The sequence below is a fragment of the Pseudoalteromonas sp. Z9A5 genome, assembly GCF_011378875.1.
Lineage (GTDB): Bacteria > Pseudomonadota > Gammaproteobacteria > Enterobacterales > Alteromonadaceae > Pseudoalteromonas.
The window spans coordinates 1-20,361 of record NZ_WTLC01000031.1; the positions used below are offsets into that span (position 1 = coordinate 1).

General features: G+C 37.5%; 13 protein-coding genes and 2 tRNA genes. 14 read left to right on the plus strand and 1 reads right to left on the minus strand.

All coding sequences use genetic code 11. The annotated features are described in order from the left end of the window. The first annotated feature begins 8 nt into the window (after positions 1–8). From GQR56_RS15005 to GQR56_RS15015, 3 genes are all read left to right on the plus strand, one after another. Positions 9–84, plus strand: a tRNA-Glu gene (locus GQR56_RS15005). Between the two features lie 181 nt (positions 85–265). Continuing rightward, positions 266–341, plus strand: a tRNA-Glu gene (locus tag GQR56_RS15010). Positions 342–908: 567 nt separating this feature from the next. After that, complete coding sequence (locus GQR56_RS15015; RefSeq protein ID WP_024609431.1) at positions 909–1,175, plus strand: DksA/TraR family C4-type zinc finger protein; 267 nt, start codon at positions 909–911, stop codon at positions 1,173–1,175. Positions 1,176–1,228: 53 nt separating this feature from the next. Here GQR56_RS15015 and gloA read toward each other — a convergent pair whose 3' ends face one another. Continuing rightward, positions 1,229–1,630 (minus strand): lactoylglutathione lyase, encoded by a 402-nt coding sequence (gene gloA, locus GQR56_RS15020; RefSeq protein WP_024609430.1) that lies wholly within the window; start codon positions 1,628–1,630, stop codon positions 1,229–1,231. 968 nt (positions 1,631–2,598) lie between these two features. Here gloA and GQR56_RS15025 point away from each other — a divergent pair. From GQR56_RS15025 to GQR56_RS15075, 11 genes are all read left to right on the plus strand, one after another. Next, positions 2,599–3,477, plus strand: coding sequence for an NAD(P)-dependent oxidoreductase (locus tag GQR56_RS15025; RefSeq protein ID WP_166112962.1), 879 nt, complete (start codon positions 2,599–2,601; stop codon positions 3,475–3,477). Between the two features lie 157 nt (positions 3,478–3,634). Continuing rightward, positions 3,635–5,881, plus strand: coding sequence for a polysaccharide lyase 6 family protein (locus tag GQR56_RS15030; RefSeq protein ID WP_166112966.1), 2,247 nt, complete (start codon positions 3,635–3,637; stop codon positions 5,879–5,881). A gap of 5 nt (positions 5,882–5,886) precedes the next feature. Then, positions 5,887–8,097 (plus strand): heparinase II/III family protein, encoded by a 2,211-nt coding sequence (locus tag GQR56_RS15035; RefSeq protein ID WP_166112969.1) that lies wholly within the window; start codon positions 5,887–5,889, stop codon positions 8,095–8,097. A gap of 5 nt (positions 8,098–8,102) precedes the next feature. Then, positions 8,103–8,447: a cupin domain-containing protein gene (locus tag GQR56_RS15040; protein ID WP_024609426.1), complete on the plus strand. Its 345-nt coding sequence runs from the start codon at positions 8,103–8,105 to the stop codon at positions 8,445–8,447. Positions 8,448–8,449: 2 nt separating this feature from the next. After that, positions 8,450–9,757 carry an MFS transporter gene (locus GQR56_RS15045; RefSeq protein ID WP_166112972.1) on the plus strand — a complete coding sequence of 436 codons (1,308 nt, stop codon included), beginning with the start codon at positions 8,450–8,452 and terminating at the stop codon, positions 9,755–9,757. Between the two features lie 74 nt (positions 9,758–9,831). Further along, complete coding sequence (locus GQR56_RS15050; RefSeq protein ID WP_166112975.1) at positions 9,832–10,764, plus strand: sugar kinase; 933 nt, start codon at positions 9,832–9,834, stop codon at positions 10,762–10,764. A 78-nt stretch (positions 10,765–10,842) separates the two neighbouring features. Then, positions 10,843–11,460 (plus strand): bifunctional 4-hydroxy-2-oxoglutarate aldolase/2-dehydro-3-deoxy-phosphogluconate aldolase, encoded by a 618-nt coding sequence (gene eda / locus GQR56_RS15055; RefSeq protein WP_024610982.1) that lies wholly within the window; start codon positions 10,843–10,845, stop codon positions 11,458–11,460. 14 nt (positions 11,461–11,474) lie between these two features. Next, positions 11,475–12,557 carry a class II fructose-bisphosphate aldolase gene (fbaA, locus tag GQR56_RS15060; protein ID WP_166112978.1) on the plus strand — a complete coding sequence of 361 codons (1,083 nt, stop codon included), beginning with the start codon at positions 11,475–11,477 and terminating at the stop codon, positions 12,555–12,557. Next, entirely contained in the window at positions 12,554–13,525 is a 972-nt protein-coding gene (locus tag GQR56_RS15065) for a class 1 fructose-bisphosphatase (protein ID WP_166112981.1), read from the plus strand. The genes fbaA and GQR56_RS15065 overlap by 4 nt, the downstream gene beginning before the upstream one ends. A gap of 593 nt (positions 13,526–14,118) precedes the next feature. After that, complete coding sequence (locus GQR56_RS15070; protein WP_166112984.1) at positions 14,119–16,848, plus strand: poly(beta-D-mannuronate) lyase; 2,730 nt, start codon at positions 14,119–14,121, stop codon at positions 16,846–16,848. Positions 16,849–17,125: 277 nt separating this feature from the next. Beyond that, the gene (locus tag GQR56_RS15075; RefSeq protein ID WP_024611062.1) at positions 17,126–20,152 is read left to right on the plus strand and encodes a TonB-dependent receptor; all 3,027 of its coding nucleotides are present in this window, start codon (positions 17,126–17,128) and stop codon (positions 20,150–20,152) included. Positions 20,153–20,361 lie beyond the last annotated feature (209 nt).

The window sequence follows — 20,361 nt, forward strand, 5'->3', positions numbered from 1 at the left end:
ATTTATGTGTCCCCATCGTCTAGAGGCCTAGGACACCGCCCTTTCACGGCGGTAACAGGGGTTCGAATCCCCTTGGGGACGCCACTTACTTATTTAAGTATTGTATAAAGCAGTGTGACACCGCACTCTCTATGCACGAAGTTATCAAGAGTACTAATCTCTTGGGGACGCCACTTACTTATTTTTAATAGGGAAGTGCAGTGTTATTAAGAAAGCTCGCCTGAAACGAGTCTAAAAATTCAGTTGTCCTAGTGAACATTTATGTGTCCCCATCGTCTAGAGGCCTAGGACACCGCCCTTTCACGGCGGTAACAGGGGTTCGAATCCCCTTGGGGACGCCACTTACTTATTTTAAGTATTGTATAAAGCTGTGTGACACCGCACACTCTATGCACGACGTTATCAAGAGTACTAATCTCTTGGGTACGCCATTTACTTATTTTTAATAGGGAAGTGCAGTGTTGTTAAGATTAAATATAATTTAAAAACCTTCATATACCCAATTTCATTTTACTTTCCTTAGTATATTTCAATATAATTTTATTTATAATCCATTCAGTACTAATAAATGTTTTACTTGATAGCATAAATCCACATCAGTTGTATTAAGAAAATGGTTATTTATAATGATTAAAGATTTTAATAGTAAATAATACCAACCTGCATAAATATTTGAACAATTTAATGATTTAAATCACTCTATCACGTTGTTAAAAACTCTTATTTTAACAACTAGATATAAAATTATTTGCTTTGTTAGAGTGTAATTTTCTTGTCGTTAAATCGCGCTTATAGTTAAAGCTAATTGGTATAACTATATTAACGCTATTAGTAATGCCTTTAGTTCTTAAAATGATCAATGCTTTAATTCAATTAGTATTAAACATCCAACTTTACTTGGAGGATTTATGGCGAGCGGATGGGCACGAGATGGTGCAATTCAAGAGCAGATTGATGCAAGTGTTGGTGATGCAGTACAGTATGCAAGAAGCAATTTAATATCAGGTGCAAGTGCAGAACTATGCGACGAGTGCGATGAAAAAATACCACAAGCACGAAGACTCGCATTACCTGGAGTGCGGTATTGTGTTGCATGCCAAACTACTATCGAGGGTGAGGGGTCTAGATCTAAAGCATTTAATCGACGTGGCAGTAAAGACAGCCAGTTACGTTAGAAAAGGTGCTTTAAGCACCTTTTTTTATTTAACTTAAATTAACTGTTAATAATTTAAAACTTACTCATATCTTCCTTTTTCTGAATAAGTTCAATTGCATAACCATCAGGGTCTTTCACAAAAGCGATTTCGGTTGTGCCACCTTTTACAGGTCCTGGTTCGCGGCTTACGTTACCACCAGCGGCTTTAATATCATCACATGCCTTATAAATATCGTCAAACTCAATAGCAATATGACCATAAGCGTTACCTAAATCGTAACCGTCTTGATCCCAGTTATACGTAAGTTCTAAAACGGTGGTGTCAGTTTCATCACCATAACCGACAAAAGCGAGCGTGTATCGATATTCTTCATTTTTTGAACGACGAAGTTCTTTCATACCCAGTATTTGGGTATAAAAGGCAATTGATTTTTCTAAATCTGCAACACGTAACATAGTGTGTAATAAGCGCATTTGTGGCTACCTTAGTTTTAGTCTTTAAATTTACATACTGTATAAATTTTAATTTTTTCTTAACCATATATGTAAATGTGCAAATTTAATACTTGAGAAACTTTGAATAAAAGGTACTTACCGAAAGCTTAAGCATAATAAGTATAAATATATATTTTATGCTTTACATATATCTTGGCTATAAATGTAGGCTATAGGTGTAAATTACAACCTCTTGGACATTATTACTTATTATATAGCTTTATAGCTTTATAGCTTTATAGCTTTATTGCTTAGAAGCGGTAGCTTGAGTACAGAAAGCCGCTGTTAAGTAGGTCGTAATCATTTTGATAAATAATAGAGTGATTTTAAACGAAATCAATAAGGCAATATTGAGTTTATAAACTAGATTAGCCTTACCAATTTTTTTATTAAAGTTACCTGTCTCAATTCTTTTTACGTTAAATACAACTGATATATGCAGTAGCTATTTTATTATTGGTCAACCTGTTGGTCATTATTTTGTTATCTAATTTTTTACAAGTATTAATATGTATAAAAAATCACTTTTTACAATTAAGTTATTGTTTTGTAATTGTTATATTTTAAGTCTCCTGCTTTATTGTAAGAGGGGTTGTTTTACAAGGTTAACTTATTGGTTGACAAAATAGGTGTATAGTAATAAAGTTTTTGCATACCAGTTGGTAAGCTTACTTGTTTGAGCTACTAACACTGTTGGTAAATAATCAGAGCTGTAAATTAGTACGTGTTAATTAATTTGTGATCAGTTATGTCCTATAGCCTAAATAAATAGACCCTATCCAGGATTGTTTAATGGTTAAGTAGGAAAATGATTAATTAATTATTCAAATACCGAAAACTTAGTGTTGCTCTACTGAATTGAAATAAACGACACAGCGGACCTATTTATGAGGTAAATCATTACTCGTACTCATAAAAGTTTGCACCATCATAATTAGGAGTTATTCATGTCAAAACCTATCATCGGTTTCATCGGCCTTGGCTTAATGGGCGGCAATATGGCCGAAAATTTACAAAACAAAGGCTATGAGCTGATTGTAATGGATCTTAGCAAAGATGCGGTTGCTGCATGTGTTGCCAGAGGTGCAAAAACAGCAAGTACAGCAAAAGAACTTGCTGCAGGTTCAGATATTGTTATGTTTTGTCTTACAACATCAGCAGTTGTTGAAAAAATCATTTATGCAGAAGACGGTATTTTAGCCGGTATTAAAGAAGGCGCTGTTTTAGTTGACTTCGGTACATCTATCCCGTCATCTACCAAGAAAATTGGTGCGGATTTAGCTAAGAAGGGTGCAGGCATGATTGACGCTCCATTAGGTCGTACACCAGCACACGCTAAAGATGGTTTATTAAACATTATGGCTGCGGGCGATATCGAGACATTTAATAAAGTTAAGCCAGTATTAGAAGATCAAGGTGAAAACGTTTTCCATCTTGGCGAGCTAGGTGCAGGTCATACTACTAAACTTATCAACAACTTCATGGGCATGACAACAGTATGTGCTATGTCACAAGCATTTGCAGTTGCAGAGCTTGCTGGTGTTGATCGCCAACAACTTTTCGACATTATGTCGACTGGTCCATCTAACTCACCGTTTATGCAATTTTGTAAAAACTATGCAGTTGATAACGTTAGCGACCTTGGTTTCTCGATTGCTAATGCAAACAAAGATTTAGGCTACTTCCTACAAATGGTTGAAGACTTAGGTACAGAATCTAAAATTGCTGAAGGTTCGTCAGCTAACCTACAGGCTGCATTTGATGCGGGCATGGGACAAGGTAATGTTCCAGAAATTTTTGATTACTTCAAAAAGTTAGAAAAGTAATATAAATTTACTTTTGGGCGTTTGGTTATATTGCTTTGCATATAACCAAGCGCTATACACACATGACATCAATTGACGCGATTTAGTCTGCTTTCAATCACCACTTTTTACACATTAATAAAGCACTACTTCAAGTCACAATAAAAAAGAGTTAACTATGCGTTTGATTAATATAATAAAGCTTAGTCTAGTTCTCGTTGGTTGCCTATCAACACAAGTTGTAGCCAAAGATTATTTTGTAGAAAGTAAACAAGCTTTTAATGATATTTCTAATAAGTTGGTTGCCGGCGACAAAGTAACACTTAAAAATGGTACTTGGTCAGATTTCGAAATTTTATTAGAAGGTCAAGGTTCAGAAGATTCCCCTATTTTATTAACAGCTGAAACTAACGGTAAAGTAATTTTATCTGGTCAATCTAACCTAAGATTAGCAGGTAAACATTTAGTTGTTTCAGGCTTAATATTCAAAGATGGTTACACTCCAAGTTCTTCAGTTATTGAATTTCGTAAAGATAAAAATCACCTAGCGTTTCATTCACGCGTAACACAAGTCGTTATCGATAATTATAATAACCCCGATAAACGAGAATCAGATTACTGGGTTGCCCTGTACGGTCAACACAATCGCTTTGACCACAGTCACCTTGTTGGTAAGCGTAATAAAGGTGTTACAGTTGCGGTTCGATTAAACACTGAAGAAAGTCAGCAAAATTATCACAAAATAGATAACAACTACTTCGGTTACCGTCCTACTTTTGGTTCGAATGGCGGCGAAACTCTCCGAATTGGTACCAGTCATCATTCATTAACTGATTCTCACACCTTAGTTGAAAATAACTACTTTGAAAAAACAAATGGTGAAGTAGAAATTATCTCAGTTAAGTCTGGTAAAAATATCGTACGTAATAATGTTTTTTATGAAGCTCGCGGTACATTAACGCTTCGCCACGGTAACGGTAACATTATCGAAGAAAATATTTTTATTGGTAACGGTGTTGATCATACCGGTGGTATTCGTATCATCAATAAAGATCAAATTGTAAGAAATAACTATTTACAAGGTTTAACAGGATATCGTTTTGGCAGTGGTTTTACTGTTATGAACGGTGTGCCTAACTCATCTATTAATCGCTACCACCAAGTTGAAAACGCGACAATAGAAAATAATACTTTCATTAATGTTCGCCATATTCAGCTTGCTGCAGGCAGCGATGCGGAACGTACTGCGGTACCTATTAGCAGTGTTATGAAAAACAACTTAATTATCAACGAAGACAATCAGCAACCATTCACAGCGTTTGATGATGTTAGCGGTATTGTTTTAAGTAATAACATTGCCAATACAAAAGTTCTTTCTGATTTAACGTATGGCGTTAAACAAGAGAAAGTTACACTTAAAAAAGCACCTAATGGTTTGTTGTACCCTACATCTAAAACATTGAATGTAGGCGCTAAGCGCGATTTAAAAGTATTAGCAAAAGAAGACACTGGTGTTAGCTGGTATCCAAAAGTACCTGCAATAATTGATTTTGATTCTGGTAAAACACACTCAGTTAAAGCAAGCGCAAGTGCATTATTAGATGCTATTGATAACGCCCAATCAGGTGACGTATTAGAACTCGCGCCTGGTCAGTATGATGTTTCTAAACTTGTTAAAATAGATAAAACGTTAACATTAAAAGCAACACAAAAAGGTAAATCTAAACTTACTTTTCAACGCTCTACATTGTTTGAAATTCATGATGGCGGTAGTTTAAAGCTTGATGGATTATCAATATCTGGCGAAAATAGTCCTGATGCAATTGGCAACAGTATTGTACGTACTCAAAAATGGGGCATGGTTGAAAATTATCGTTTTGTAATGGCTAACTCAAGCCTAACTAATCTAGATATTAATCACTCATTTCACTTTTTTATAACGGGTAAAGGTGCAATGGCTGATGAGATTGTTCTTACTGGTAATACTTTTGATAAAGTAACTGGCGATATATTACGTCTTAATACCGAAGTTGAAGATTTAGGTATTTACAATGCTGAATACGTTATCTTAAAAAATAATACGTTTAACGATGTTGATGGCAGTATTGTTAAACTTTACCGTGGTGGAACCGACGAAAGTACGTTTGGTCCTCATCTAGAAATGGTGAACAATAAACTAAACAATGTTGGTTTAGGTAAGCGTAATAAAGAGCACGATAGCGTTTATGTTCATGGTGTACAGGTAACAAATATTAAAGATAATACGTTTGTTAAGTCTGCACCTATTGTTGTTGAACACACGGTAGGTGAACCAAAAACTGAGATTACAAACAACACTTTTGATAAAACAAATGTACCTAGTGTTAAAGAGTTAATTGTTGCTGGACCTCATACAGCCTTAATCAAAAATAATAAGGCGAGGTAAGACACATGTATTTATCAAAGCGTCAATTTAATATTAAAGCAATAGCAGCAAGTGTATTTATGACTTTTTTGTCAGTAGATGCATATGCTGCACATCCTAACTTAGTAATTACCGAAGATGACATAAGTCATATGCGCCAAGCAATAGGCAGTGAAGGTAAATTTTCTACTGCGTTTGAGCTATTAAAAGCGCAAGTAGACGAACAAATAGCTCAACCAATTGCGGTACCTGTACCAAAAGATGGTGGTGGTGGTTATACACATGAACGCCACAAAAAAAATTATCAGCTTATGTATAACGCAGGCATCATTTATCAACTAAGCCAAGATGATAAATACGCAAATTACGTGCGTGATATGTTGCTTGAGTATGCAAAATTATACCCAACGCTTGGTCTGCATCCAAAACGTAAAATGGACTCGCAAAACCCAGGGAAATTCTTTTGGCAAAGCCTTAATGAAGCAATGTGGCTTGTGTACACAATACAAGCTTATGATCTAATTCATGACTCGTTAAATGCCGATAACATCAAAACAATTGAAAACGACTTACTACGTCCAGTTTCGTTGTTTACATCGGTAGGGCAACCTTCAACATTTAATAAAGTACACAACCATGGAACATGGGCAACAGCTGGTGTTGGTATGGCAGGTTACGTTTTAAATGAGCCAGAATGGGTAGAAAAATCATTATACGATTTAGAAAAATCGGGTAAGGGTGGTTTTATTAAACAGTTAGAAATGCTGTTTTCACCACAAGGTTACTATAACGAAGGCCCTTACTATCAACGTTTTGCATTATTACCATTTGTAACGTTTGCTAAAGCGATTGAAAACAACGAACCGCAACGAAAAATATTTGAATACCGCGATGGCATATTATTAAAGGCGATTGATACAACTATTCAACTTAGCTACAACGGGTTGTTCTTCCCAATTAACGATGCAATAAAAAGTAAAGGTATCGATACTATTGAGTTAGTGAATGGTGTAACTGCAGCGTATGGATTAACTAACGACGCAGGCTACCTTGATATTGCTAAGCAACAAGATCAAATAATCCTCTCTGGTGATGGACTAAAAGTAGCACAAGCACTTGATAATAAATTAGAAACACCTTACACGTTTAAATCAGTCGCTTTTGGCGATGGTAATGATGGAAAACAAGGTGCTCTTGTCGTAATGCGAACGGAAGTAGGGGGCGATCAAGCGCTATTATTTAAACCAGCAGCACAAGGTTTAGGTCATGGTCATTTTGATAAGCTTACTTGGCAGTTTTACGATCATGGTAATGAAATTGTATCTGATTACGGCGCAGCGCGTTTTTTAAATGTAGAAGCTAAATATGGCGGTCGTTACTTACCAGAAAATGAAACCTATGCTAAACATACTGTTGCACACAATACAGTTGTTGTTGATGAAACAACGCATTTTGATGCAAATGTTGAAGTAGGAAATAATAACTACCCAACGCTTAACTTTTTCGAAACAAACGAATTTGGCACGGTATCAAGTGGTGAAATAAGTACTGCATATAAAGGCGTTGACCTTGAGCGTACACTTGCATTAATTAACTTACCAGAACTTGAAAGCACCCTTGCACTTGATGTATTTGACGTTGTTGCAGATAAAGCTCATCAACTTGACTTACCTTTACATTATAAAGGTCAGCTTATTGATACTAGCTTTGAGCTAAAAGCAAATGCAACGCAATTATCGGCACTAGGTACTAAAAATGGTTATCAACACTTATGGCTTAAAGGTCAGGCACAGCCAGAAAGTGGTCTAGCTAAAGTAACGTGGTTGAACGAAAACGGTCGTTTTTATACGCAAACGAGTTTAGTTAAAGGTGATGAGTCTTTCTTGTTCACTCAAATTGGTGCAAATGACCCTCATTTTAACTTACGCAACGAAAACGGTTTTATCCGTCGCGTAGAGGCTCAAAAGCAACATAAATTTATATCGGTATTAGAGCCTCACGGTGAATATAACCCAAGTAAAGAATATACATTAGAAGCAGTAAGTAGAGTTACAGGGCTTGAATATAGCGAGCAGGGCGATCTAACACTTGTTGAGCTTGAGATTAAAGGCAAGACATATTTAGTTGCTATCAACAAAGCACAAACATCAGCTAAAAACACATTCAATTATCAAAATAAAGAGTTCACTTTAAACGGCCGATTAGGCGTTTATATGATGAACAATAATCAGGAGTAAATAGGATGCAAAAGCAAAGCGCACACTTTTCATTTGGCAACGAGACCGAAATTGAAGATTTAGGAAATGGTCTAAAACGTCAAATGTTAGGTTATAACGAAGAGCTAATGGCTGTTAAAATTTGGTTTGAAAAAGGGGCTATTGGTTATAACCATGCTCACAGACATTCTCAAGTAACGTATGTTGTTGAAGGTGAATTTCACTTTAACATTGATGGCGTAACTAAAATCTTAAAACCGGGTGATAGCTGCTTAATCCCACCATTTGCTGATCATGGAGCTACCTGCCCAACAGGCGGAATCCTGATTGATACTTTTAGCCCAGCGCGTGAAGACTTTCTTGAGGATTAATTATGCAACTTAAAGGCTTACGTTGGTGGGTTATAGCGTTAATTGCGCTAGCTACCATTATCAACTATATAGATCGCCAAGCACTTAGTGTGCTTTGGCCTGATATTGTTGAGGATTTATTTCCTGATGAATCTGCATTAGAGCGTAAACAAATATACGCTAACATCTCAATTGTGTTTGTATTTGCTTATGCATTTGGTCAGGCAATTTTTGGTAAAATATTTGACTGGGTTGGTACACGTTTTGGTTTTGTTTTATCAATTGGTGTTTGGTCAATAGCAACCGTTGCGCATGCATTTGCACAGGGCGTAATGAGCCTTAGTATCTTTCGTGCCATTTTAGGTGTAGCTGAAGCCGGTAACTGGCCAGGAGCCGCTAAAGGTAATGCTGAATGGTTTCCTACCAAAGAGCGTGCTTTAGCGCAGGGTATTTTTAACTCTGGCGCGGCTATTGGCGGTATTATTGCAATTCCGTTAATTGCATATTTGACTATCTATTTTAGCTGGCAAATGGTGTTTGTTTTTGTTGGTGTATTAGGTTTTCTTTGGTTAGTGCCTTGGTTAATTTTAGTTAAAGCGCCGCCTAGCTCTCACCCTTGGCTTACAGCTGAAGAACGTGAATACATTTTAACAGGTCAAAGACGTGTTGATGATAACGGCGATGTAACTGGCGAAGATGAAGAAGAATATAACCCTTCTACCGCTGAGCTACTTTCTCGTAAACAAAGTTGGGGTGTAATTATCGCTTCTGCTGCGATTGACCCTATTTGGTGGTTATTTGTTTTTTGGATTCCAATTTACTTAAACGAAGTGTACGGCATGGACGTTAAGTCTATCGGTATATACGGTTGGGTTCCTTATGTTGGTGCAATGTTTGGCGCATGGTTTGGTGGCTTACTGGCACAAAACAGGCTTAAAGCCGGTTGGAATACAGATAAAACACGTAAGTTAACCATTACGCTGGGTTGTTTAATTATGCTACCTTCGCTACTTGCGATGGCTAATCCTGGTGGCCCAACTACAGCAGTGCTTATTATGGCTGTTATTTTATTCGGTTTCCAAACTGCAATTGGTAATGTGCAAACACTACCAAGTGATTTACTAGGTAAAAAGGCTGTAGGTACATTATCAGGTTTCTCTGGTATGGCTGCAAAGCTTGGTGCTGTAGGCCTTACATCACTGGTTCCTATTCTTACTGCTGATGGTAACTATACTCCAGCATTTGTTATTGGTGCTTCTTTAGCAATTATTGCAATGGCTGCTGTTTGGATACTTATTCCAAAAATTGAGCCTTTAAAAAAGCCTAATTAATCTGATAGTAATGGCTATGCAGGAGCATTAAATGCAAGTGCATAGCTATTAATAACATAGGATAAGTTTCCAATATGAAAAATATTTACTTTCTTGGCGAATGCATGGTTGAACTCAGAGCAATGAGTGAGTCTAAGCTGCACCAGTCATTTGCAGGTGATGTTTACAATTCAGCTGTATATTTAAAGCGTTGTTATCCAGATGTTGGTACCTCGTTAGTAACTGCTTTAGGACAAGATAGCCTAAGTAAGAAAATGCTAACTCGCTTTAAAAGTGAAGAGCTAAACACACAATTTGTGTTTGCGCACGATGATAAAGTGCCTGGTATGTATTACATTGAAACAGATGATACCGGCGAGCGTAGCTTTACTTATTGGCGAAGCGATTCGGCGGCTAAAAAAGTAGTCGACTTTTTAAATGCAGATATTGTTGAACAATTATCATCGGGTGATATGTTTTTCTTTTCAGGTATTTCACTTGCAGTAATAGAAGAAAGCGCAAGAGACAAGTTTTGGAAAACGATAGAGCAACTTAAGAATGCGGGTGTAAAAATAGTATTTGATCCAAATTATCGTGCGCGGTTGTGGAAAGATACTGACGAGACTAAAGCGCAATATCACTTGGCATTTAGCTTGGCGGACATTACATTGCCAGGTGTAGAAGATTTAACAACACTTTACGATATACATAGCGTAGAAGCAGTTATTGACTATTTAAAGCCATATAAAATACAAGAAATAATCGTTAAAAATGGTCCAGAATCAGTAATCACAAAAGAAGGTGAAACACTGCTTAGTCATACTATTATTCCGGTAACTCATGTTGTTGATACTACATCAGCAGGTGATGCGTTTAACGGTGTATATTTAGGTGCGCGATTGTCTGGCAGAACAACAACAGATGCAGTACAACTTGCAGCTAAAGCCGCTGGTACGGTTATTCAACAACCAGGCGCTATTATACCAAAAGATATATTTCAGCTTGCAATGACTGAAGCCGGTATATAACTACCTCATTTAATAATACTTGCATATTCTGAGGCTATACTTTGGTCTCAGAACTTTTAACAAAGGAAATCCAACGTAATGACACGCTTTTCTGAACTCATGTCAGGACAATCACTGCTGCCTATAATTCAAGCTGATACACCTGAGCAGGGCGTAAAAATAGCCCAAGCTATGGCAAATGCTGGGCTTGGTTTAGTTGAGGTAGTATTAAGAACCGAAGCTTCGCTTGAGGCATTAAAAGCAATAAAAGAACAAGTACCTGAGCTTAAAGTTGGAGCTGGTACCGTTATTAACGTGTCTATATTAAAGCAAGCGTTGGAAGCCGGTGCTGACTTTATTGTTACACCAGCGGTGTCGCCAAAATTACTAGGTGAACTTGTTAAGTGTGAGGTTCCTGTATTACCGGGTGTTTCTAATACAGGTGATATAATAATGGCATTAGAGTACGGGTTTGAAGAGCAAAAGCTCTTTCCTGCGTCGTTATGCGGAGGTGTTCCATTTGTATCCGCTGTATCTTCTGTATTTCGCTCTGTTAGTTTTTGTCCGACTGGCGGAGTAAGTGAAAAAAATAAATTAGACTATCTTTCTTTAAGTAATGTATTTGCCGTAGGCGGCACATGGATTGCTAAAAAAGAATGGGTAGAGCAAGAAAATTGGCAAGCAATCACAGCAGCTTGTATTGAAGCGTTAAAATAGCAAGGAACATAAAAATGAATTATTTAGCCCCAACTATCCAGCCCGGTGTAGTAATCGGCGACGAAGTAAGTGCGGTATATAAACATGCACGAACACATCAATATGCACTCCCTGCGGTAAATGTAGTTAGTACGTCATCAATAAATGCGACGTTAGAAGCCGCGCAAAAAATGAAATCGCCAGTAATCATTCAACTTTCGAATGGTGGAGCACAGTTTTTTTGTGGAAAAGGCTTATCTTTACCTGATCAACAAGCTGCTGTACTTGGCGCGGTAAGTGCTGCTAATTATGTTCATTCTGTAGCTGCTCACTATGGTGTAGCGGTAATGCTACATACAGATCATGCTGCTAAAAAATTATTACCTTGGATTGATGGTTTACTCGATGAAGGTGAAAAGCATTTTGAGAAAACAGGAAAACCACTGTTCAGCTCACACATGATAGACCTATCAGAAGAGTCATTAGAAGAGAATATCGAAACCTGCGAACGCTATTTAGCGCGTATGGCTAAAATAAATATGACCCTTGAAATTGAACTCGGTTGTACGGGTGGAGAAGAGGATGGGGTTGATAATTCTCATCTTGATAGTTCTGCGTTATATACCCAACCGGAAGATGTTGCTTTTGCTTACGAACGCTTAAGCCGTATTAGCCCTAATTTTATTATTGCAGCGTCATTTGGTAATGTTCATGGTGTGTATAAACCAGGAAACGTTGTTCTTACACCAACTATACTAAAAGATTCACAAGCTTACGTATCAGAGAAATTTGATTTACCAAAGAACTCAATTAACTTTGTGTTTCATGGTGGTAGCGGCTCTGAGTACGATAAAATAGTTGAGTCGTTAACGTATGGCGTAATAAAAATGAATATTGATACAGATACGCAGTGGGCATCTTGGAATGGTATTTTAGACTACTACAAAGACAAGCAAGCTTATTTACAAGGTCAAATTGGTAACCCTGATGGTGATGATAAACCGAATAAAAAATACTACGACCCTCGCGTATGGCTTCGTCATTCAGAGCAAAATATGACAGCAAGGTTAGAGCAGTGTTTTAGCGATCTAAACTGTGTAAATAGGTATAGCGCATGAAAAGATTAAATTCAGTTTTAAAAGAAGATGGGGTTCCGACTGATCTCATTATGCTTATTCGCACTATTTTAGCGACTAGTAAAGAAATTGCTTTTCGAGTAAGTCAAGGTGAGCTAGGTGGTGTTTTAGGCTCAACTTTGAATGAAAATATTCAAGGTGAAGTTCAGAAAAAATTAGACGTTATAGCTAATCAGCTGCTTAAAGACATATTATTAGACGACAGTAGTGTAAGAGCCGTTGCATCTGAGGAAGAGGACCATGCTGTTGGTGGTCATCCTGAAGGTAAGTATATTGTTGCCTTTGATCCCCTAGATGGCTCTTCTAACATAGATGTAAATGGTCAAATTGGTACTATATTTACAATCTACCCAGCGAGAGAAGACGTAGCATACGACAGCGATGAGCAATTTACTCAAGCTGGTGTAAATCAAGTATGTGCTGGCTACGTTTTATATGGTCCTTCTTCATTATTAGTAATGAGCACTGGCGGACCAACACGATGTTACACCCTTGATTTAACGCATGGTGGTTACTTGCTTACCAATGCTCAATTAAGCGTACCTACCCAAAGTCGTGAATTTGCTGTGAATATGGCCAACTACCGTTATTGGGATGAACCTACACAAGTTTATTTTGATAAATTATTATATACCTGTGAAAGCTTTGGAAAAAGCTCAATACGCTGGAATGCAGCAATGGTTGGCGACGTACACAGAATTTTGTGTCGTGGTGGTTTGTTTTTATACCCACAAGATAAGCGTAACGGAAATGAAAATGGCAAAATAAGACTGCTTTACGAAGCAAACCCATTGTCACTTTTAATTGAGAATGCTGGCGGTAAAGCAACTTCTATAACACAACGTATTTTAGATATTGCACCAAGCAGCTTGCATCAACGTGTTCCGGTTGTACTAGGCTCGACAGAGCTTGTTGAGTTTTTTGATACGACTGTTTATCCTAAGTCTTAAAATAGCTTAGCGAACAAGCGACGCCTTAACCTGAGTTCTAAATATAATTACTAGTTTGCAGTAATTTTGATTTAGAACTCAGGTTATTTTAATTTAAAGCACTAAGTTTTATAAGCTAGCAACAGCGCTTAATAAATCAACAAATACACCTAAAGTAAATCACTTCAAATAAGTAAAAATTACACTCCCAAACTCTCAAATTAATATACGACAAAAGCACAAAGCCGCACGTGGTTAGTATTTCTATACGTCGTTATTGTCTATTTACGAAGAACAACCACGCTAAATATCTCTGGTATTGCCTAATAACCAAACACATTTCTGACATTTAACCTCTAAAGATAAACGTACTCTAGTAATAAGCTAACGGGCAGTCTCGCTTTGGTATTGTTTGTTAATAGTTTATAAATTAATTGCTGCCTTTTTGGTAATTGTAGTGGTAAAAACAATTTCATTATGATTATATTAACAACCTGGTTAACAATTCGCGCTTACTTTTACTGTGGATTGGTAATGAAAATGTGGAATGTTTGGTAATACACACAATAAAGCTACCAAATGTTAAAACCATAAATTTGGAGAATAGAGTCACCATGAAATTAAAACATTTTGCACTATGTGCTGTTGCAGCAGCAATATTAGGCTGTAACACCGATTCAAATAATAATGACAACAACTTGGGCTCTATTGCTCTTAGTGGAACCGTAACTTCTGGAGAAACCTTAACTACAAGTGTAAGTGATCCAGATGGAATTTCAGGAAACATAACTTACTTTTGGTATGCCGACGGACAAGCTATTAGCGGTGCAACTGGTTCATCGTTTACCCTAACAGATGATCAAATAGGTTTACCAATTACCGCTCAAGCTTTGTATACAGATGATGGCGGTATAAACGAATCTCATATAACAGATCCAACAGCAAACGTTTCAGCAATTTCATTTGCAGCTAGTATTACAGTAACCGGTAATGCAGTAATAGGATCAATACTTACAGCAATGGTTGCCGATGGTAATGGCGTTGAAAATGCGACGATTGTGTATAAATGGTTTGCAGATGACGTAGAAATAGACGGACAAGTACTTTCTACCTTGGAGTTAACCGAGGAGCAAGTAGGTACTGTTATAACAGTTAATGCCTCATTTGAAGATGACCGTGGCTTTGAAGAGTCAGTAACATCGGCTGGAACGCAGCCTGTTACTCGTGTTAATTTTCAAGGGTCTGTATCTATTGAAGGCACTCCGACAGTTGGTAATACGCTAACTAGTGAAATAGTTGATGCAGATGGTACCTCAGGTGATATTGCTTATCAGTGGTTTGCCGATGATGAAGTAATAATTAATGCAACACAAAGTACTTACATTGTAGAAGAGTCACTTTTAGATAAAGTTATCAAAGTACAAGTAACTTACACCGATGATAACGGCTTTGCAGAAAGTAATATATCAGCATCAACAATACCAGTGACAAGCTTTGCGGTAGATCAACTTGGAACTGTTGAAATTATAGGAACATCTCCTTATTTAACGAGTAACACACTCACCGCTGAGGTTTCTGATAATAACGGCGTTGATGAAGCTAATATTGTTTATGCTTGGTCAGCTGATGGAGTTGAAGTTGCTGGTACAAATAGTAAAACATTCACTCCAGGTGCCTATGCAGGCGCAATTATTTCAGTTAACGCAACTTATACTGATAATGATAATTTTCCAGAAGTAACCGTTACAGATGCTTTAAGTACATTAGTCTATACCAAAGTAGTAAATAACTCTGCAGAACTTGTCGATACTGTAAATGCAGGTTTAGGCGACGGTGATGTAATTGGTTTAAATGAAAACGTTTATGCCGATATGGACTCTATTTTACTCACCAGTGCGGTAACTTTGCGTTCAGTAGAAGCGCAGAGCCCAGTTATTACAGGCGAAGTATGTATACATGTAGCCGACTCTGTAGATGGCGCGAGCTTAACAGGGCTTACATTTAAAGATATTGATACTAAAGCGGATTCTTTTTGTGAAACAGAAGAAGATACCGTTATTTACTCAGAAGGTATTAACTTTACATTCTCTCATAACAACATAGATGGTGAAGAAGCTGAATTAAATAACTCAACCTATCATTGGTTAATGCTCAAAGGGCAAGGCGCAATGATAGAGCGAAATACGTTTAGTGGACGAAACTTCTCTGAAAACGGCTCTGTTATTAAAATGGCTTCGTCAGGTTTAGACCATGTTATTCAATATAACTTGTTTAATGATAGTAGTGAGAATACCAACTTCGATAATTCGAGTTTACATTTAATTAATGCTGGAAGTACCACGGGTACTGATGCAGCTGACAATTCTAATTTTAAAATACAATATAACTTGATAGAAAACTTTGTAACAGGTCGTCGTTTAATGCGAGTACAAACATCTGGCGCTACGATTAAAGGTAATACAATTTTAAATGCTAACGGTGGTATATCACTTGAAGATGGCGGTTTTAATTCAATTACTGACAACGTAATTATTCGTACGACAGACATTGCTAGTTCAGACGACAGACCAAGTGGAGTGTTAGTTACACCACTTGGACACACCGTTAGCAATAACTACATTGCGGGTATACGTTCAGGAAACAAAGAAGCCGGTGGTATTGTATTTACAGCAAACCCATTCTCTCAAGCTGATGGCGGTGTACCAAACTCAGGTAACCAGGCTGTGCTTGACGGTGCAGGTGACTTTACGCTTACCGTTACTAACAACACAGTATTAAACTCGCAACAGCCAATCGTATTTAGTACTGAAATTGGTTCAAGAGCACCAGGAGATGACTGTGATGACTTGGCTGACGATACTATATTATATGGGCTAACTAAAAATGCGTTTGTTATTAACTTTGACGCCAACTTAATTGCAAATGGGTTAGGCGATCAAACTGACGCAGATACAATTGCTAGTAGTGCAGCTACTCAGGGTTTATTTTATCCTAATACATTAAGTAGTGACCATTCGTTTGAATATGATTGTGACTTAATAAATCACGAAGAGTCGTTATTATCGAATAATTTTGGTTTTAGTGACAGTTACGTATCTGGCGATACGAGTGGTTCATGGGTTGATATTAGAGAGAACAATGGCAATGGTAAATTTGATACCGACGGTGCCATTGATCAAGATCCAGCAGGTAATGGTAAAGAAGTACCTGAGTTTGTTGTAGGCGTAAGCAGCCTTATAGAAACAGACTCTAGCGGAGCACAATCAATAGCAGGAGCTAAAGGATTACATTATATTCAAGCTTCAGAAGTAGGCGTTGGATCTACATGGAATGCACAGGATTAATAAATAACTATAGTAACTTCTATTAACATAAGCCCCTATTTAGGGGCTTTTTTATTGGCTATTTTTATTTATAACCGTTCTACTTAAACCTATGTTACCCACTGGTAATGCCGATGAATTAGAATTGGTATACCTTATGGTAATATTTTAATCTCAAATTGGTTGATCAAGCTGGTGCAATTGAGTATATTAACCATGACCTTCACATCATGTATACACAAGTATAACAAGTGACACACAATTAAAATTACACTACAACAACCAACGGAGTATTCTAATGTCGTTGAAGTCAGAAAAAAATAATAATTCTATAACAGAAAAGTTCGCTTTAAGTCCAACTGCAAAATGGGTAAGAACAGCTGTTATAGCAAGTATGGCTGGTTCTTGTGCATTTACAGCACAAGCTCAAGAAGCACAAGATAAGACGACAGAAGTCGAACCGGACGTTGAAATAATCAGTGTTACCGGTACACGTAGAACGATTCAAGACCAAATTGCTATAAAGCGAGAGTCAACTACTGTTGTAGACGGACTTTCATCTGAAGACATTGGCGACTTGCCTGCACTGTCTATTGGTGAAGCATTAGAATCAATTACGGGTGCTGCATCTCACCGTGAAAATGGTGGCGCAACAGAAATTACTATTCGTGGTCTTGGACCATTTTTAAGTGCTACTCACATCAATGGTCGTGAAGCGACCAATGGTGGTGGTGACCGCTCAGTTAACTTTTCACAGTTTCCGTCTGAGCTTGTAAAGAAAATAGCAATTTATAAAACACAAGATGCTTCAATGATTGAAGGTGGTGTTGCAGGTGTTATTGCACTTGAAACAGTTACGCCATTAGATTTTGGTAAACAACGTGTTTCAGCTGAAGTTAAATTAAACTACAACCCAGATGAAGGCAATGTAGAGAATTCACTACAAAGCGATGCAGGTTACCGTGGTACGTTTAGTTATGTTGACCAGTTTGAATTCGATAACGGTCAAGCTTTAGGGGTGTCGTTTGGTGTTCAACGCCAAGATATAAGCCAACCAGAAGCTGAATACAGAAGTTCCAGCCCATCAGGCTCATCATTATGGGCATGTATAAACGATCCTAATAACACTAATGAAGGCTTTTACCGTAGTAGTGCCGGTGATTGTGAAGATCAGGTAAGTGGTAGTAACAATCAAGGTTACGATACAGCAATTGATCCAGAAACAGGTGAAGCTGTAAGTGATGGTACTCCTTATGCGTGGACTGGTAGTAGCCGAAGCTACCGTCAAAATGAAACATCTGATGAGCGTGATGCTGTGTTTTTTGCATTACAATTTCAGCCATCAGACTCATGGGATATTAACTTCGATACCCAAATTTCAGATAGAACACAAAAAGAAGCGCGTCACGACTTAATATTTTTACAAAAACGTGCAACACCAGGTGTAACAGGTCCAACACTTGTTACTAATGATGTTGGCGGGATCCTTCATTGGGAAGGTGAAGAGCGAATTGAATCTGCAGGTGAGCAATTCTCACGTGAAGAAAATTATCAAGGTTATGGTTTAAACATTGAGCACAATGTTACCGATCGATTAACAGTTGATCTTGATTTAGCGTACTCAAAAACAGAACGTGAAGAGTTACAAATTTCGAACCGCGGCAGAACCGCAGATCGTAACTTCTTCTCATGGGATATGGGCGATGAGATACCTCATTTCACATTAACAGATTTTGATGTTACTGATATTTCAAACTTTACAGACAGCTTAAGAACACGCCTTGACCGTGAAAATGTACGTGAAAACGTAATAAAATCTGCGCGTTTAGACTTCGACTATGCATTGGAAGGCAATGTATTTACAAGTATAGAAGGTGGTGTAAGAACGTCTGAATTGAGCTTTATTCAGTTTGGTGGTACCCAAGGTAATGGTTCAAGAAATGAATTTACATTAGATTCAGGTACTGACGCGATTAATGTACTTGAAGGGTGTCAAATTGACTTCCCTGAGTCAGGTTTTCTTTCAAGCGTTTCGGATGGCGACATTGTTACTAACATCGACAGCGATGGTAATGTTGTAAGCAGTGGTACAGGCTCTTCTTGGGCAACTTACGATAATGTATGTTTTTCACAAGCTGTTACAGGTTCTAATGTTGATGGTGAGTTTGCTTATCCAGAAGTTGAATACGAAAATGCTGGTACTATCGATGTAACAGAAAAAACTACTTCAGCTTACTTAATGGCTAGTTACGATACAGAAATGTTTGGCAAGTTTATTCGCGGTAACTTTGGTCTTCGAGTTGTTGATACTGATGTAACTTCTATTGGTTTTAGAAGTAATTATAGCGTTAATGTAGACGAAGTTACGGGCGTTGTTGAACTTGTTGAAGGCAACTCTTTAGAAAAAGTAAAAGGAGGAGGTAGTTATACCAAGTACCTTCCTAGCTTTAACTTAGTTGTAGATTATAGTGAAGACATTTTACTTCGCGCGGGTATTTACCGTGGTATGTCACGTGCCGACCCTTCTGATTTAGGTTTCGATCGTGACTTTGTTACTGATGATGAATCGGTTGCACTTTCTCTTTCTGACCTATTAACAGTTGACGGTTCAGGTAACCCTGATACACAACCACTTATGTCATGGAACTACGATGCTGCATTTGAGTGGTATCCAAATGATGATTCAATTTTCGCAATGAGTCTTTATTATAAACAGTTCCAAGGTGGCTTCCAGCAACAAACTGTACTTGAGAATTACGTGATTGGGGGTGAAACAGTTTCTCTTCCTGTTACCAACTCAGTGACTACAGATGATGAAAGTGAAATTTTTGGTCTTGAGGCTTCATTTTCTTATCGTTGGGATAATGGCATCGGTATGAAGTTTGGTTATAACTTTGCAGATACTGATTTCGAGTTTGAAGATAGCTTGTACGGTGATACGTTTGAGACTGATTTAGACGGCAATACTACACAGTTAACTGATGGTATTATTGAGCCTGGTGCAGTTCCTGGTTTTTCTAAGCATGTGTTTAGCAGCCAGTTGTACTACCAAATTGGTGGATTTGATACTGCGGTTATTTACAAATACCGTAGTGAGTATTTCCAACCTTACACAAGCAATGGTACTCGTTTACGTTATGTTGATGCAGTAGGTGTATGGGAAATGCGTGCATCATATAAAATTGATGAGCACTTCAGAATTAAAGCCGAAGCAATTAACTTGTTTAGCGCACCTAAATCACAAGATTTCTTTGTTGAAGGTAACCTAGGCGAAGTGAATGACTACGGCCCTCGCTTATTCCTAGGCTTAAGCTATAAACTTTAATAATATTTAAAATTATTAAAGCAAATCACAAAAAGACGGTTTACCGTCTTTTTGTGATCTTAAATCCTCTCATTTTTATCCCTCAGTTAATTCTAATTAACAGCAAAACAACTTCATTAATGCCATATAAATTGAACGTCTTCTTTAGCCACGTAATAAATCCAGTTTTAAAATAAATAGCACTCTATTTTTATTTTTTAGCGAATAAA

Bases quoted from the DNA above. Each gene is read 5' to 3' on its own strand.
- GQR56_RS15015 (WP_024609431.1), top strand. From the start codon at position 909: ATGGCGAGCGGATGGGCACGAGATGGTGCAATTCAAGAGCAGATTGAT.
- gloA (WP_024609430.1), bottom strand. From the start codon at position 1,630: ATGCGCTTATTACACACTATGTTACGTGTTGCAGATTTAGAAAAATCA.
- GQR56_RS15025 (WP_166112962.1), top strand. From the start codon at position 2,599: ATGTCAAAACCTATCATCGGTTTCATCGGCCTTGGCTTAATGGGCGGC.
- GQR56_RS15030 (WP_166112966.1), top strand. From the start codon at position 3,635: ATGCGTTTGATTAATATAATAAAGCTTAGTCTAGTTCTCGTTGGTTGC.
- GQR56_RS15035 (WP_166112969.1), top strand. From the start codon at position 5,887: ATGTATTTATCAAAGCGTCAATTTAATATTAAAGCAATAGCAGCAAGT.
- GQR56_RS15040 (WP_024609426.1), top strand. From the start codon at position 8,103: ATGCAAAAGCAAAGCGCACACTTTTCATTTGGCAACGAGACCGAAATT.
- GQR56_RS15045 (WP_166112972.1), top strand. From the start codon at position 8,450: ATGCAACTTAAAGGCTTACGTTGGTGGGTTATAGCGTTAATTGCGCTA.
- GQR56_RS15050 (WP_166112975.1), top strand. From the start codon at position 9,832: ATGAAAAATATTTACTTTCTTGGCGAATGCATGGTTGAACTCAGAGCA.
- eda (WP_024610982.1), top strand. From the start codon at position 10,843: ATGACACGCTTTTCTGAACTCATGTCAGGACAATCACTGCTGCCTATA.
- fbaA (WP_166112978.1), top strand. From the start codon at position 11,475: ATGAATTATTTAGCCCCAACTATCCAGCCCGGTGTAGTAATCGGCGAC.
- GQR56_RS15065 (WP_166112981.1), top strand. From the start codon at position 12,554: ATGAAAAGATTAAATTCAGTTTTAAAAGAAGATGGGGTTCCGACTGAT.
- GQR56_RS15070 (WP_166112984.1), top strand. From the start codon at position 14,119: ATGAAATTAAAACATTTTGCACTATGTGCTGTTGCAGCAGCAATATTA.
- GQR56_RS15075 (WP_024611062.1), top strand. From the start codon at position 17,126: ATGTCGTTGAAGTCAGAAAAAAATAATAATTCTATAACAGAAAAGTTC.